The following is a 15017-nucleotide window of genomic DNA, read 5'->3' as shown; positions in this document are numbered from 1 at the left end:
AACACCCAGCCGCGTGCCCGTCCGGGCACCCGGTACCCGGTGCCGGGCCCCGTTTTCGCTAAACGGGGCCCGGCACTGCTAAACTCGTTCCGATACCTTGGCGAGGGAGAGCACCGGTAAACCGCTTGCACGGAAAATGTGCGCGGTTGGCTGTACTGCTGGTCTCCGTAATCGACTGGGTCTGAATCTCCCTTCTGAAGGGCGGCCCGGCCGCCCGGCGTTGAAGGTCGCTGACAGACCTCCGCCCTTGCTGAACACCGTTCGTCCCAGAGGAGATATCCATGTCTGAGCAGAAGCTCGCAGCAGAAGTCCGCACCGAATTCGGCAAGGGCTTCGCCCGCCGCGCCCGCATGGCCAACCTGATCCCGGCCGTCATCTACGGCCACGGCGCAGAGCCGATCCACATCACCCTGCCGGCCAAGGCCACCACCCTGGCCGTCCGCACCGCCAACGCCCTGCTGTCCCTGGACATCAACGGCGAAGAGCACCTCGCCCTGGTCAAGGACATCCAGCGCAACCCGATCAAGCAGATCATCGAGCACCTCGACCTGCTGACCGTCCGCAAGGGCGAGAAGGTCACCGTTGACGTCCCCGTTCACGTCACCGGCGACGTTGCCCCGGGCAACGTCCACAACCTCGAGATGACCACCGTCTCGCTCGAGGCCGAGGCAACCCACCTGCCGACCGCCGTCGAGGTCAGCATCGAAGGCCGCGGCGCCGGCGAGCACATCCACGCGTCCGACCTCGTGCTGCCGAAGGGCACCCTCCTGCTGGCAGACGCCGACGCCCTGGTTGTCAACATCTCCGAAGCCGTCGAAATCGTCGAGGAAGAAGAGACCACGGAAGAGGCTGCTCCGGCCGCCGAAGCCGCAGAGTCCTCCGAGGCTGCCGCCGAGTAATTCCGGCGCATTCTCAGGTGGCCGGGTCCCGACGGGGCCCGGCCGCCGTCGTCTCCGCCCCCCGCCGCACCTGGCCCGACGCCCCAAGAAGGATTGATCCATGACTGACAGCTGGCTGATCGTAGGCCTCGGCAACCCGGGTGCCGAATACGCCCACAACCGGCATAACGTGGGTCAGATGGTGCTCGATGAACTCGCGCACCGGGTCGGCGGCGGCTTCAAGTCGCACAAATCCCGCGCCCAGGTCCTCGAGGGCCGGCTCGGTATCGGCGGTCCCCGCGTGGTGCTCGCCAAGCCCCTGAGCTACATGAATGTCTCCGGCGGGCCGGTCTCCGCGCTGGCGAAGTTCTACGACATCGAGCCCGCCCGCGTCATTGCCGTCCACGACGAGATTGACATTCCTTTCAACACCGTCAAGCTCAAGATCGGCGGCGGCGAGGGCGGCCACAACGGGCTGCGCGATATCTCCAAGGCGCTGGCCACGAAGGACTACCTGCGGGTCCGCGTGGGCGTGGGCCGGCCGCCCGGCCGGATGGACACCGCCGATTTCGTGCTGCGGGACTTCGCCGCGCCGGAGAAGAAGGAACTCCCGTTCCTGATCGACGCGGCTGCCGACGCGGTGGAGGCACTGGTCCGTGACGGACTCCAGTCTGCCCAACAAAAGTTCCACCCCGCGAAAGCCGAGTAGCCGCCCTCGCCCTGCCGAGGCGGCGGGAGCCCAGTGACACCCGCCCCGTCTCAAGGGCCGGTCTTCCTTTCCAAGCGTCCCGGCTTGCCGTTATGATCTGTCTACTTGTCGGGGGATAGGGTTACGCTACTTCTAGGCGGACGGTTTCAGGTTTGCCGTCCGCACAGCGGTACGAAGGAAACTAGATGTCGAGGGATTCACTGGGCTGGGGGAATGTTTCCACTGCATTGGCACCGGCCGAAGTTCGAGAGGCCGCGGGGCCGGTGAATAGACACGCGTGGTCCGGTCTGGCACGCGGCGCCGATGCCGACCGCGTGCGGGCCGCCCTGACCGCGCCCGACAGCATGGGTGTGGTCATCACGGGGGACCGGGGAGTCGGCAAATCCCTCGTCGGACGCAGTGCCCTCGCCGGCTTCGGTCCGGACGTCTTTACACTCCAGCTCCGAAGTTCCGGGTCCGGCTCCGCCACGCCCTACGGATGCCTCGCATTCACCCTGGCCCGGCTCCCGCAAAGCGCCCTCGGATCGCCCACCGCGATCCTGCACGGCATCACCTCGCTGATCCGCAACGACGCCGCCGGCCGAAAGTGCGTGATCCTGCTGGACAATGCGGGCTCCCTCGACGAACAAAGCACCGGGGTGCTGCTGAACCTGCTGCAAACCGGAACGGCCAGGCTCGTCGCCACCGCACAGCGCGCCACCGACCTGCCGCCCGACTTCTACTGGCTCATCACCTCCGGACAGCTCGCCGAGGTCCGGCTCGACACCATGACCGAGATCGAAACCCGGGAAGTGCTCCAGGCCGCGCTCGGGCACCGGGTCTCAACCGCCCTGGCAAGCCAGATGCACGAACTCGTCGGCGGCAGCCCCACGCTCCTGCAGGCCGTCGTGTCGGAGCAGATCGAACGCGGCAATCTGGTGCTGTCCGGCTCCGTGTGGACGCTGGTGGACGAGGTCGTGCTGGACGGGAAGACGGCGCTGGAGGACATCGTCAGGGCCCGGTACGCCAGGGAATCGCCGGAGGCGCGGGAAGTGATCGAGGTGCTTTCCTGCGCACGCTGCATGTCCCTGTCCCGGCTTGCCCGGATGTACGGCCCGGGACTCATCGCTGACATGGAGGATGCCGGGCAGATCGTCGTCGACCGCACCGACCAGCACCTCGTAACGCTCGGGGACCGGTACCTGGGCGACATCGTCCGGAACTGGCTGAGTGTCGAGCGCCGGCTGGAGCTGCGCGACAAGGTTCCCGGCCACCAGGAACATGAACTGGCGGAACTGACCGTCGAGGACCTGCTGGCCTACGCGGCCTGGACGCACGACTGCCACGCCGAGCTGGCGCCGGCCCACGCGCTGGCGGCAGCCCAGGCCGCTGTCCGCCTCTTCGACCCGAAGTTCGCGCTCAAGTGCGCCGGCAGCATCAGCTCCGGCGACGGCGAATGGCCCGCCGGGCAACTGCAGAAGGCCGCCGCGTACCTGCAGCTGGGGCTTCCCCTGCAGGCGATGTCCGCGCTCGACGACATTTCCGAGGCACAGATCAACGGGCTGGAGCCGGAGACCTTCGCCGAGCTGGTTGCGGCCAAGGCCGATTGTATGGCGTGGCTGGAGGACCGCAGCGGGAAGGTGCCGGAGCTTATCCGGCAGGCCCGGCTGCGGCTGCAGGAATTCCGGCAGGGCGACCCGCCGGCCGGCGCTGAAGCACTGGCCCGCGCCGGCCTGTGCCTGGACCTGTGCGAGTTCAATTACCTGTCCTTCATCGGCGACTACGAGCCGATGATGGACCGGCTCCGCGCCGCCGCCACGGCCGCCGACGCCGACGCGCTGGACCCGGTGCACCGGCTCCGGACCTCGATCATCCTGATGGAAGCCCTCTGCGTGACGGGCAAGGAACTCGAGGCCCGCCAGCTGATGCGCGAGATCGGCGGGAAGCTGGGCGACTGGTCCAACGTCCCGCGTATCCGCGAGAACTTCGCCTGGCGGGCCTTCAACGTCCTGCTGCTCTCGGGCCAGTGGCGCCAAAGCATCGACATGCTCAAGGACGCCAGCGGGCGTGCCGGGCACGGCCTGCATTCCGGCAGCGCCGCCACCGACCTCGCCGTCGGGCTCGCCTATGTGTACGCGGGCCGGGGCTACCTGGCCCTTGACCCGCTGCTGGCCGCGATCGCCCAGCTTGAAGTCAGGACCAGCCTGCATGCGCTGCGGCAGGCCTACGCCGCAACGGCCTTTGCGTACGCGCAGATGGGCAATTCAGTGCAGGCCACCGTCTACCTGGACCGCGCACGCTCCGCCGACGGGCCGGCACGCTTCGTGGTCAGCAGTTCGACCGAGTTCTGCATGGATATGGCCTCCCGGTGGCTGGGCGACCCCGAAGCGAAAGACCGGCTGGTTCACGCCGCCGAGCGGCACTTCCGCAACGGCCGCTACACCCTGGCCGGGATCTGCATGCTGGGCGCCACGGTCAACGGCAGCGTCAAGGACTTCCAGTTCATGGAAGACATCGCAGCGCTCCGGCAGGGCCCGCTCGCGGAGCTGTCCCGGGTGGTGGCGGTCGGAAGCCGGAAGAAGGACGCCGTCGTGATGCTCGAGGCCGCCGGACAGGCGGCCGCGCTGGAGCTCGACGCCGTCCAGGCCAGGTGCGCGGCGCTCGCGTTCGACTTTGCCAAGGCGGCCGGGCTGGCGGGGACCGCGACTGCGGCGCACAACATGCTGGAGGTCCTGTCCGAATCGGTGCCGGCGCTGCCAATCGTTCCCCGGACCAAGGGGCCCCTGCTGACGGAGCGGGAGCGGCAAATTGCGGCCCTCGCCGGGAATGGAGTTTCCAACAAGGACATTGCCCTGGAAGTGGGTATTTCGGTTCGAACGGTGGAGGGGCACTTGTACCAGGTATTCACGAAACTCGGGGTGTCCTCGCGGAGTGATCTGCTTGGACTCATCTAGGGCCCGGGCGGAAGCGCCTGTGGAGGAGGAGAACCGCGTCCTGACGGGGCGCTCGGAGGACGTAAGCTCCGCGGTGGAGGCACTCCAGGGCGGCACGCGGGTCGCCGTGCTGCTGCTCGGGGACCACGGGATCGGCAAGTCAACGGTGATGGAGGCCGTCGCGGCCAAACTCAGCGGCGAGGTGACGCCGGTGCGCCTGCACGGCAGCCCGGCCCTGAGCCACGTGCCGTACGGCGTCCTGGCGCCGTTCATCGTCGACTTGCCCGTCGAGGACGCCACCTCCCAGCTGGCCGTTTTGCGGATCTTCTGGAGCTACCTCGAGGGGCAGCGGCGGGCGACCCAGAAACCTCTCCTGCTGATTGTCGACGACGCCCATGACCTGGATGAGGCGACGGCCGGTGTCCTCGTGGAACTCGCCGCCGCCGGCTGGGCAAAACTGCTCGTCAGCGCGGCGGCCCGCCCGGGACTGCCGGAGCCGCTCCTCCAGCTTTGGTTCGAGGGCATTGCCGAACGTCACGACCTGCGCCCGCTCACCCGGGAGCAAACGACCGAAATCCTGGTGCACCAGCTGGGTCCCCAGGTCCTGCCCAGCGTCGCCGAGGTGCTCTGGGAGGCGTCCGCCGGCAACCCGCTGCTGCTCAGCTGTCTGGTCGACGACGCGAAGAATGACGGTACGTTGCTCCAGCGCAACGGGGTGTGGCTGCTCACCCGCCCGCTGAACAGCCACGGGGAACGGCTGACCGACGTCGTCCGGCGCCAACTGCTCCGGCGCTCGGCCGACGAACGCAAGGCCCTGAACCTTGTGGCGCTGGCCGAGCCGGTGTCCCGGACGCTGATTGAAGCCTTGGTGGACGAAGCCACCGTGGCGGGGCTGATCGAAGAGGAGCTGGTCCGGGTTTCGGACGCCCCCCAGCCTGAACTGCGGCTGTGGCATTCGGTCTACGGCGACACTCTCCGGAACCTGATCTCCCCGGCACGCAGCCTCCAGCTCCGGCAGAGCCTGCTGCGGCTGATGGACCGGGAACCGGCGTCGGCCGAGGGCCTCCTCCGGCACGTCAGCTGGTCGATGGAATGCGGCGTCGAGGTCGAGGACCGGCAGCTGCTCCGGGCCGCGGTGCTCGCCAGCAGGCTCTTCGAGGACGACCTCGCCCGCAAGGCCGCGTCCCAGGTCAAGGACCCGGAGCTGCAGATCGCGGCGCGGTCGGTGATAGCACGCACGCACTACAACACCTCCAACCATGCCTCTGCCCGGGACATCCTGGAGGCGGATTTCGCCAAGGGACGCACGGTGACGAGCCTGCTCACCGGGTCCCTGCTGTGGGCGGCGGTCCTCTCCGCGCTGGGCCATTCCCCGGCCGACATCATTAAGCGCGCTGACGCACTGCTGCGCGCCGGCGAGCGACTCGCCGCGGAGAACCCCGGCGACGCCGACAGCATCCTTACCGCCACCCGCGACCGGGTGCGGACCATCCGCAGCATGGTCCTGGCACTCGCGGGCTACGGCGAGGGCGCGGCGGCCGCCGGAGCCCCGGACCGTGAAACCGGCGGCAGTGTTTCCGGCGGCGACGATGACCGGCCGCCAGCCGCCAACAATCTTGACAGGGCCTTCAGCCTGGCGCTCCAGTCGGAGCAGCTGCTGGTTCAGGGCAAACCTGACAGCGCCTTCGCGGCGGCCACGGCAGCCTTGGAAGCAGCCGGGGCCGACCACGGCGAACTGTATTTCCTCTCCGACTTCCTGGTGGTCCGCGCCGTCACAGCGGCTATCCACGCAGGGGACTGGACCGCGGCGGAAAGCCTGCTTGGAGGGTTCGTGGCGGCCTTTGGACCAAGCCTGATCTCGTTCGGCGGCGGGGTGCACGCGGGCACCGGCATCATCCTGCTCTACCAAGGCAAGGCGGCGGAGGCCAAACGGACGCTGCGTGCGGCGCTTGAGGCCCTGCGGGTCGCGGATCCCCAGCAACTGTTTTCCCTGACGGCGGCCATGGCCTTCGCCGCCGCTGCCGAGATCGGTGCCACGGAGAAAGCCGCAGGGTTGCTGGCGGACTACGAATCCGCCCGGCCGGCTGTCTCCAGGTACCTGCGGACGCTCTCCGAGATGGCAGTGGTGTACGGCAAAGCCAGGCTGGGCGGCCACCGTCGCGCGGCGGAGGAGCTGGAAAAACTGGGCAGGCCCGACGGCGCCGGCGACACCGCGGGACTGGAGTTCGACGCCCTGGCCTTCAGGCTGGCCCTCGGCGATACGGATGCCGCCGTGCGGCTGCGGGAGCTCAAGCCGGTACTGGAGGGCCGCCGGGCCGCGGCCGTCTGCGGCTACGCCGAGGCGCTCGGCACGGAGCAGCCCGCGCAGCTGATTGACGCCGCCAAGAGCTGCGAGGAAGCCGAACTTTGGGGCTTCGCGGGCCTGGCGTACGGCGCCGCCGCGAGCGCCTACCACGCCGCCGGCGACACGCTGCGGGAGCGGATGGCAGTCTCGCAGCAGCAGCGCTGCCGCGATCGTGCCGAGAGCCTGCCGGGGCAGGAACCGGCCGGGCCGGACGACACGCTCGGACTGCTGACCCGCCGGGAACGCGACATCGTGGCGCTGGCCGTCCGCGGCCTGAGCGACCGTCAGATCGCCGCGGAACTGCAGGTCTCGGTCCGGACCGTTGAGGGCCACCTGTACCGCAGCTACGCCAAGTTGAACATCAGCGGACGCGACGAACTTCGAAGGGTGGCCGGGGAGTAGGTGTTTCCTGCTTCGCCGGAGCGCACCACACCGGCGGCACTCGTAGACCGCCGGCGACTACTTGGTTTGCGGCCCGGGGGCGCCTCGGGGTTTCCGAGTACAGCCACGTAGACCCGGGATCGATACCCGCACCGCAATCGAGTACTACCTACGGATGCCTTTGCCCGGGGTAGTCCATACCGTGGAGATATCACTGGTTAAACATTGATTGCGAAGGTCTCTCCCATGTTTCAGCAAGAAGCCGGCGTGCCTGCTGGCAGCGGTAAAACGGACGCGCTCTTAGCAATACACCGGCCAACCCAGGGGCGGCAGGATAAACCCTTCACCCGACAACAGACCGTTTCGGAGATCGTCGAAACCCTGACCTCAGGAGCAGGCTGCGGCGTTGTGCTCGTGGGCGAACACGGGGCCGGGAAGTCCTTCATCGCCCAGCGCGCCCTCGAACAGCTCGGCGATGACTACCTGGTTGTCCAGGTCCGCGGGAGTTCCATAGCCTCAAAGCTGCCCTACGGCGCCCTGAGCGTACTCCTCAATGACCTCGATGCCTCGCACCTGGAACACCCCCTCATGGTGCTGCGCGGACTCACCCACCTGCTGCAGACCAAAGCCCAGGGCCGCGGCGTCGTCCTGTTCGTGGATAACGCCCACGACCTGGATGACCTGTCCTGCATGATGGTGGCCCAGCTCAGCGCCGGAGGGCACGTGACGCTGCTCGCCGCCAGCGTGGACCTGCACCATGTTGGCGGGGACATCATGGGGCTCTGGAAGGACGACCTGCTCCGCCGCGTGGACCTGGAACCCTTCGACTTCGCCGAGACCTCGGCCACGCTCAACCAGGAGTACGGGGGACACTTCTCGCATTCCGCCGCCCGGGCGCTCTGGACTGCCAGCGGAGGGAACGCGCTCTTCCTGCATTCGCTGGCCCGGGAGCAGATCAAGCTCGGCACCGTCGTCCGGCAGGACGGCTCGTGGATCCTGGACGGACGCCCAATCGCGCTGACCGGTGAGGTGCGGGACGTCGTCAAGGCCCGGCTGAACCGGCTCAGCCCGGGCCAGCGCGACGTCTTCGAACTGTTGGCGCTCGCCGGCGCCGTCCCGCTGCAGACGCTCATGAGGATCTTCAATCCGCAGGACATGGACAACCTGCAGGAGCGCGCCCTGATCCAGGTCAGCCACGACCACCCGCCGATGGTCAGTGTCGCCAACGCGGTCACCGCGTCAATCGTCGCCAGCGTGGTCCCTCCGGGCCGCAGCGCGGAACTCCGGCGCCGGCTCACGGCCGTGCTGTCGGACACCGAACAGGCCAAAGCCGGCGGAGCCACGGACCTCGCCTGGGCGCTCGACTGCGGGGAGCGGATCAGCGCGGAAACCGCCGTGGCGGCCGCACGCCAGGCCAACAACGCCTCGGATCCCACTTCGGCGCTGAGGTTCATCCACGAAATCGATGGTTGCGGGGCGCTCGCCGGGGCGGTCGTCGAAACGGTGAAGGCCCATATCTCGTTCAACAACAACGAGTCCGCGCGGCGGATCCTCCACGGACTCGATGATTCTGCCGCCGAGGAGTACCCGCTGACCGAGTGGGTCGCCCTGCAGCTCCTTCGGGCCGAGCTGGACCACCGGAGCGCGGCCACCGCAGCCGAAGCCCCGGCCAGGTTGCGGATGGTCCGCGAGCGCCTTTACGGGCAGCCCGCGGAAGATCCGGCCGAACTGGAATGGGCCCGCGGGCAGCTGCGCCTCGCCGAAGTCAAACTTGCCGCCTTCGAGGGCCGCTATGACGACGTTCTGGCAGTCCGTGCCGATCTTGACCCCGAACTGGGCAGCGAAACAGGCATTCTCACCGCGAGCCTGCTCTGCGAGACCATGGCCGTCAGCGGAAATGTCCTCGGCGCCATGGCGCTGGGCAAGCAGATTATGGCGGCGGCCGCGACCGTCCCGCTGGCAGACACCACCGTGCGCGACATCAGGGGACGCTTCCTGCTGCTCCTGCTCCTTTCCGCGAAGTTCCGGGAGGCGTCTGCCTTCATTGCGACCGCGACCGGCACGGCCGAGCCGCACGCCCGCCTCGGGGGGATGTTCGAAATCGGCCAGGGTGTCATCGATCTTCATGCCGGGCGCCTTGAGAGCGCCATTCCCTGGCTGGAGGCCGGGATGTGGCAGCTCCGGACCCAGGATCCCGACGGGTTGTCCGGCCTGGCCACGGCCGCATGTGCTTATGCGGCAGGGCTCGCCGGCGACGAGGAAAAAGCCAGCCTGCTGCTCGCCGAAGTTGCGCAGCCGCAACGCCACGGTTCCTGGCTGGTTGGCCGGGTGACGCGCTACTTTGAGCTTTGCGCGCTGGCTGAACTCGGCCAACGCGCAGCTGCCATCCGCACCCTCCTCGCCGAGGCGGCGAGCGAGGCGGACGCCGGCTCGCCGGCCACCGGGCTGCTCTTCCTGTCCGCGGCGGCACGGCTCGGGGACCGCCAGCTTTGCCAGAAGCTTGCCGGCCTCGCCGCCCAGGTCACCGGGCAGTTCGCCCAGCTGTGCCTGCGCCTGGCAGAGGGAGTGAAGGACGGCGCCAGCGAGCAGCTGCTGGCTGTGGCCAAGGATGCCGATGCCGCCGGGAACGCGCTCTTTGCCCGCGATGTGGCCCGGCGGGCGGTCTACTGCGCCAATGAAGCCGGGAACCGGATCGCGCTCCGCATCTCGCAGCGCACGGAACAGTCCCTCGATGACAGGTTCGGAAGCCCCGGAAACGGCCTGCATTCGCTGACCACCTCCACGCTGACGGCCCGCGAGTGCGAAGTGGCTGTCCGGGCGGCGGCCGGAACATCCAACCGCAAGATCGCGGAACAGATGCACGTTTCGGTCCGCACGGTGGAAGGCCACCTTTACCAGGTGTACTCAAAACTCCATGTCGCGAGCCGATCGGAGCTGAAGGATGTCATCTCGGCACCGGCGGCCAGCGCCCGCATCGGCTGACCGGCGCAGGGGCAGACCCGGCACGCGGGGCTCGGTCGACGACGGTGCGAGGGGCCCGCTGTGGAAGGCCTGACCGATGCGGCCACCCTGATCGGCCGATTCGGCGTCGTCCGGGACGTGATCCACTGCCTGCGCGAGGAGGGCAGGGCCGGGGCCTTGATTGTCGGGGGAGCGGGGTCCGGGAAAACCGTCGTCATCAAGGCCGTGCTGGCGGAGCTTCGGCCGCAGGGAGCGGTGATCCGCCTCGCCGCCACGCCGGCGCTCGCAGCGGTCCGCTTCGGAGCGCTGACGCCCTACCTGGCGGGCCTGCCGGACCACGATCTCGATTCCTATGCGGCCGTGCTGGGGGCGGTGACTGCCAGCCTCAGATCCGAGCCGGCCCTCGCGCTGTTCGTGATCGACGACGCCCAACACCTGGACCGGGGGACTATCCAGCTGATCGCGCAGGCGGTCGCCACCGGCGCGGCGCGGCTGCTCGCCGCCTGCCGGCCTGGTCCGCTGGTCCCCGAGGAGTTCCTGGCGCTCTGGGGCGACGGCCTCATCTCGAAGTTTGACCTGGCCGCCCTGAGCCGGGGTGAGGTGCACCAACTCTGCGAACAGGTGCTGCGGGCGGACGTGTCTCCGTGGGTGAGCGAACTGTTCGCCAAAATGACCGCGGGCAATCCGTTCATGCTGATGTCGCTGATAGACCATGCTCGGGACACGGGCGCGATCGGAAAGCGCCGCGGAACGTGGTTCCTCCTGGCCCCGCCGGACCTCGGCGATGTCCCGGCAGCGGATCTGGTGGACCACCAGCTCCGTTCCATGTCAGCGGAGGAAAAAACCGCCGCCGCCATCGTCGCCCTGGCCGGGCCCCTGTCGCTGGGCCAGATTCTCCGGTTCAGCAGCCCCCGTGCCGTCGACGCCCTTGAAATGGCCGGAATCATCACGGTCTCGCGGGACCTGGACCGCATCGTCAGGCCGGCCAGCCCGCTCATCGGCGAAATCATCCGCCGCCGCGTCCCTGCGGGCCGGAGTGTCAGCCTCAGGTCCAGCCTCCTGGCCCTTCCCTGGGTGGGCGCCGTGCACCCGGACGCATTCCTGAACCAGGTGCGCTGGTCGCTGGATTCCGGCGCGGAACCAGCGTCCCCGGAGCTGCTCGCGGCTGCCACGGCCGCCAACGCGGGCCTGGACGCCGCGACGGCGATCCGGGCCGCCGGGGCGATCCAGGAGGACCGGTTCATGTCGGAGGCCAGGATCCAGCTGGCCTATTCCAGCTATATCCTCGGCCGCCACGGGGAGGCGGCCGACTTTCTCGAGGCCGCGCAGCCGTGGCGGTACGGCCGCGCGTCCTATCTCGCCGCACTCCTGTCTGCCCGGCTCGGGAACTTGGTGGCAGGCGTCGATGTGCCGCGTGAGGCTGGCGCCGGGGAACCGATTCCCGGCATCCGGGATGAGCCGGCGTGGGCGGAGGCAAGCGTGGGCCTCGCCACCGCACTCTTGCTGGAGGACTGGGAGGGCAGGACCACGGAGCTTCAGGAGAGGCTTCGGGAGCTGATCACCGCCGCCGACGCCAACGCGGAAATCCGTATCCCGGCGATGTCGCGCCTGGCCGAGGTCTGGACCGCGCAAGGCCGGGTGCTGGAGGGACTGGGTCTCGGCCGGGAGGCCTGGCGCGACGTGCAGGAGGACGGCCTGGTGTTTCCCCTCGTCCACGAGGACGTCCTGGCGCGGTACTGCCTGAGCCTGATCCGGGCCGGGGAGTGGGAGGAACTCGCTTCGGTCCTGGACGACTATTCCTCGAACCTGGCCCCGCGGCTGGTGTACAGCGGCGGACTGCTGCACGTGATGCGCGGCTACTCCCGGCTGCGGCAGGGGCGGGTCCCGGAAAGCCTGGCGGAGCTGCTGCTCGGCGTCGAAGAACTCCTGATCGCCGACCCCTGGGAACTGTCCGCCTTCGCCCGTGCGGTGACAGCCTACGCCGCCTCCGCCGTCGGGCATCCAGGCGAGGCGGCAGAGCAGGCGCAAGCCTTCCGCAGCGCCGCCTACCGGGCGCCGGGGACACTGCGGCTGCTCGCAGAGGCTTACTGTACCGCCGCCGAACAGGCCTCCGGCGGGGACGCGAACGACGCGCGCCGCGAGCTGGGCCGGCTCGCGGACGAGGCGCAGCAGCAGGGGCTCAGAGCCGTCGAGACCGACATCCGCCGGTTGGCCCTCCGTGGCGGGGACACTGCAGCCGCCGCGGCGCTGGCGGCCAGCAGCGGCGCCGTCGACGTGCCGGAGGCGCGCCTGCTGCGCGCCTACGCGCTCGCCGTCACGGCCGCGGATTCGACGGCGCTCACGGCGCTCAGCGACCAGGCCGTGAACGCGGGGCACCTGCTGCTGGCGCTCGAAGCCGCGCAGCAGGCCGCACGACTGCTGGAGAACGACCCGGAAAAATGGAAGCTCACAGCCGTGCAGCGCAAGGTGCACCGCCGGATGGTCGCGGCCGGCATGTCCGGTCCATTGAACAACGCCCAAGGTGAACACCGTGCCGAGTTGACCGCCCGCGAATCCGAGATCCTGAAGCTGGTGACGGCCGGGGACACGAACGCGGAAATTGCCGCCAAACTCACCGTTTCCCAGCGGACCGTCGAGGGGCACCTGTACCGGATCTTCGGGAAGCTCGGCGTCAGTCGCCGCGGCGAACTCATGGAAATCCAAAAGGATCTTGATTTGCCCTAGCCTCCAGACCGACACTAACCAAGGCATCGAGGGCGCCCAGTCCCGCAGTTACAGGCGTCCCCCGGTGGCCTGCGTATCGAGCGAGTGACACCAACGCCGGACGAGTATGGCCAAGTAGTTCCGCAGCCAGGAAAGAGGGAGAAGTCGGGTAAATCCTACTCGTGTGCAGATCCGGCCCCCGCGATTGACTTAAGTCAGTCCCGGGAACGACTCAAAAAGTCCTAAAATTAGTATTTAGAGGGCGGTATTGGAACGCGGGCAACCGCAGCAGCCACCGGAAACGCTGGCTGCGTAGACACCTCCCACACCCGAACTCCTTCATTGGAACGGTACGGTGCCGCAGGCGGCAGCCGTACCCCAAAGACGGAGCCGGCGGCGTCAGAGCCTTCTGAGACCGAGGCTCTCCCCCCAGCCGCCGCCGGCTCCCTTTTTACGGTCTGCAGCACGGAAAGTCGGGGGAACTGCCGTAGACGCGGCAACGGACACCGCGCCCGCCCTAGTAGGCGAGGCAACGGTTCGGATCAAAGCCCCGCCAGGGTGCCACGGCACCCGGCGGGGCATTTGACGTTCCGGAACCGTTTCGGGACATGTGCCGGCTTCACCGCGGAGCACAATCCGGCGGGCCGCCAGCGGTACGGATGTCCTGTGGCCCGCCTGGCCCGGCTCAACGGCCGGGCCGAAACCGGGCGCCGCCGGAACGTGGGATAATTAGGTCTAATCTGCGTGACGTAATAGGACCAGCCCGGCCGGGCGCCCCCGCTACGCCCCAGCGAAAGCCGATCCAGGAGTTACTGCCCATGGTTGCCACACCAGCCCATCTCCTCCGCTCAGCCACGGCGCTGGGCAACGAGGAGGTCCTGCGGATCCGCAACGACTTCCCGATCCTGCACCGGTCCGTCAACGGGCACCCGCTCGTCTACCTGGATTCCGGTGCCACGTCACAGAATCCGCTCAGCGTGCTGGAAGCGGAGCAGGAGTTCTACGAACAGCGGAACTCCGCGGTGCACCGCGGCGCGCACTACCTCGCGGTGGAGGCCACCGAGGCCTTCGAGGACGCCCGGGAGACCGTGGCGGGCTTCATCGGCGCGGACCCGGACGAACTGATCTGGACGTCCAACGCCACCGAGGGCCTGAACCTGCTCAGCTACTCCTTCCTGAACGCCTCCCTGCCCGGCGCCCCGGCGGAAGCTGCCCGCTTCGCGCTGGCCGCCGGCGACGAGATCGTGGTCACCGAGATGGAGCACCACGCCAACCTGATTCCCTGGCAGCAGCTGGCGGACCGGACCGGCGCCGTACTGAAGTTCATCCCCGTCGACGATGCCGGCGCCCTGGACCTCGACGCCGCCGCGCGCCTGATCGGCGGCCGCACCCGCGTGCTGGCCTTCACCCACGCCTCCAACGTCCTGGGGACCATCAACCCGGTGTCCACGCTGGTCCCGCTGGCCCGCGCCGTCGGTGCCCTCGTCGTGCTGGACGCCTGCCAGTCCGCCCCGCACCTGCCCCTCGACGTCAAGGCCCTGGGCGTGGACTTCGCCGTTTTCTCGGGGCACAAGATGCTCGGCCCCACCGGAATAGGCGGACTCTACGGGCGCTCGGAACTGCTCAATGCCATGCCTCCCTTCCTGACCGGCGGCTCCATGATCACCACTGTCACGATGGAGCGCGCCGGTTTCCTGCCCAGCCCGCAGCGGTTCGAGGCCGGCACCCAGAAGATCTCCCAGGCCGTGGCGCTCGCCGCCGCCGCCAACTACCTCAGCGAAACCGGCCTGGCCCGGATCCACGCCTGGGAAACGGAACTGGGCCAGCGGCTCGTGGCAGGCCTCGCGGCCATCCCCGGGATCCGCGTGCTGGGCCCGGCGGCGGGGGAGGAACGGATCGGCCTGGCCGCGTTCGACGTCGCCGGAGTGCACGCGCACGACGTCGGGCAGTTCCTGGACAGCCGCGGGATCGCCGTCCGCGTGGGCCACCACTGCGCCCAGCCGCTGCACCGCCGGCTCGGACTCACCGCGAGCACGAGGGCCAGCACCTACCTGTACAACACCACGGACGACGTCGACGCGTTCCTCGACGCCGTCGCCGGGGTCCGCGGATACTTTCAAGCCTGAGGA

7 protein-coding genes are annotated in these 15017 nt (G+C 68.8%); all 7 read left to right on the top strand.

From position 1 onward, the window contains the following. The first annotated feature begins 281 nt into the window (after positions 1-281). The 7 genes from AC1DB8_RS12660 (at position 282) to AC1DB8_RS12630 (ending at position 15014) form a co-directional block, all read left to right on the top strand. The gene (locus tag AC1DB8_RS12660; RefSeq protein ID WP_476893227.1) at positions 282-899 is read left to right on the top strand and encodes a 50S ribosomal protein L25/general stress protein Ctc; all 618 of its coding nucleotides are present in this window, start codon (positions 282-284) and stop codon (positions 897-899) included. Positions 900-999: 100 nt separating this feature from the next. Then, positions 1000-1587: an aminoacyl-tRNA hydrolase gene (gene pth, locus AC1DB8_RS12655; RefSeq protein ID WP_441418445.1), complete on the top strand. Its 588-nt coding sequence runs from the start codon at positions 1000-1002 to the stop codon at positions 1585-1587. Between the two features lie 185 nt (positions 1588-1772). Beyond that, positions 1773-4520 carry a helix-turn-helix transcriptional regulator gene (locus tag AC1DB8_RS12650; RefSeq protein WP_476893226.1) on the top strand — a complete coding sequence of 916 codons (2748 nt, stop codon included), beginning with the start codon at positions 1773-1775 and terminating at the stop codon, positions 4518-4520. Positions 4521-4539: 19 nt separating this feature from the next. Next, entirely contained in the window at positions 4540-7245 is a 2706-nt protein-coding gene (locus AC1DB8_RS12645; RefSeq protein ID WP_476893225.1) for a helix-turn-helix transcriptional regulator, read from the top strand. Positions 7246-7470: 225 nt separating this feature from the next. After that, entirely contained in the window at positions 7471-10206 is a 2736-nt protein-coding gene (locus tag AC1DB8_RS12640) for a helix-turn-helix transcriptional regulator (protein WP_476893224.1), read from the top strand. Between the two features lie 60 nt (positions 10207-10266). Then, on the top strand, positions 10267-12909 hold the full coding sequence (locus AC1DB8_RS12635; RefSeq protein WP_476893223.1) for a LuxR C-terminal-related transcriptional regulator: 2643 nt from the start codon (positions 10267-10269) through the stop codon (positions 12907-12909). A gap of 791 nt (positions 12910-13700) precedes the next feature. Beyond that, positions 13701-15014, top strand: a complete 1314-nt coding sequence (locus AC1DB8_RS12630; RefSeq protein WP_476893290.1) for a SufS family cysteine desulfurase — start codon at positions 13701-13703, stop codon at positions 15012-15014. The last annotated feature ends 3 nt before the right edge of the window (positions 15015-15017 follow it).

The organism is Arthrobacter sp. 10N410, from assembly GCF_056394945.1.
The sequence above is the reverse complement of the archived record's forward strand: the minus strand, read 5'-3'. Positions and strand labels throughout refer to the sequence as shown.